The organism is Ensifer sp., from assembly GCF_035999135.1.
Lineage (GTDB): Bacteria > Pseudomonadota > Alphaproteobacteria > Rhizobiales > Rhizobiaceae > Ensifer.
The window spans coordinates 1-1,584 of record NZ_DASYGZ010000218.1 but is presented as its reverse complement, the minus strand read 5'-3'; the positions used below and the strand labels follow the sequence as shown (position 1 = coordinate 1,584).

Here is a 1,584-nt window from a genome sequence, read left to right as displayed (position 1 = left end):
CGTCGTAGATGCCAAGGGCCGCGCGCGGCTCCATCGGGTTGGGCGAAAGCCGGTTGTTGTGGATCGTGACTTCGGTGACGTGCGCCGCCGCTGCGATCGCCTTGTCGGTCGCCGTCTCGTCGCCGATCTGCCAGTCGAAGATCAGGTTGTTGGGTGCTTCGGGATGCAGCTGCGGCTGACCCGTGCGAAGCGCCTTTGACGCATCGATGACGACGGGAAGCTCCTGGTAGTCGACGACCACGGCTTCGGCCGCATCGCGCGCCTCGGCGACGCTGTCGGCGACAACGATCGCCACGGCATCGCCGACATAGCGCACGGTCTCGTGCGCGAGCGGTCGCCAGGCGCCCATCTTCATCGGCGATCCGTCCTTGGAATGGATCATCCAGCCGCAGATCAGGTTGCCGATGCCATCGGCCAGAAGCTGCTTGCCGTCGAGCACGCCGATCACGCCGGGCATGGCCTTGGCGGCTGTGGCGTCCACCTTGATGATCTTCGCATGCGCGTGCGGGCTGCGCACGAACACCGCATATTTCATGCCCGGCACGGACATGTCGTCCGTATAGCGGCCCTTGCCGGTGAGGAACCGCTTGTCCTCCTTGCGCGCCACGCGGGCGCCAATGCCTTCAACTCCCATTGCCGATCTCCTCCCGAGATATCCAGCGACAGTCCTTCGATGACATGCCCTGGGCGGTTTCTCCGCCCAAACGTGCGCCCGCTATTCCGCGGCCACCCGGGCGCCGCTCATTTCGGCGGCTGCGGCAAGGATCGCCTTGACGATGTTGTGGTAACCGGTGCACCGACAGATGTTGCCTTCGAGCTCGGCGCGCACCGTTGCCTCGTCGAGTTGCCCCTGGTGCCTGCGGATCATGTCGACCGCAGTCATCACCATGCCGGGCGTACAGAAGCCGCATTGCAGGCCGTGATTGGCCTTGAACGCCGCCTGCACCGGGTGAAGCTCTCCGTCTGCGGCCAGCCCCTCGATGGTGGTGATATCAGAGCCCGACGCCTGCACGGCGAGCATGGAACAGCTCTTGACCGATTTTCCGTCCATATGGATGACGCAGGCGCCGCATTGCGACGTGTCGCAGCCGACATGGGTGCCGGTCAGTCCGAGATTTTCACGTATGAATTGCACCAGCAATGTGCGGTCGTCGCAATGACCGCTCACCTGACGGCCGTTGACCGTCATTGTTACTTTCGCCATTTCGCTCCTCCGGGGTCGGTCAATGCCAACACGAGCGCGGCCGGAAAGTCGGGTGAGATGGGTTCACGCGACTAAGTACGCGCCAACTGATATCGATGCCCTTCGCCAAGGACCCACTCCTCCCGGATCCATCGGCTTGTTTGTATCATTTGTCTTTTTTTGGAATGCCGCAACCGCTGTTGATCAATAGCCGACAAAAATTTTCCACGGAGGTTGTACCCTTGGAAATAGCGCCTTCATGTCCCGTTCAGGAACGATATCCTTATCTTGCACGCGGGAAGAAACCGCCGGGACCCCGGTAGACTTTCGCGGGACGCGGCGTATTTTCCGGTTTGCAAGTTCAGGTGGAGCGGGATGTGCCCGGCTTCGCCATCATCCAC

General features: G+C 62.0%; 2 protein-coding genes. Both read right to left on the bottom strand.

Annotated elements, in window-relative coordinates:
* The coding region (locus tag VGO12_RS29675) for a xanthine dehydrogenase family protein molybdopterin-binding subunit (protein WP_327516325.1) at positions 1 to 634 on the bottom strand (634 nt) is incomplete at its 3' end.
* An 81-nt stretch (positions 635 to 715) separates the two neighbouring features.
* Positions 716 to 1,204, bottom strand: a complete 489-nt coding sequence (locus tag VGO12_RS29670; protein WP_327516324.1) for a (2Fe-2S)-binding protein — start codon at positions 1,202 to 1,204, stop codon at positions 716 to 718.
* Positions 1,205 to 1,584: the final 380 nt, after the last annotated feature.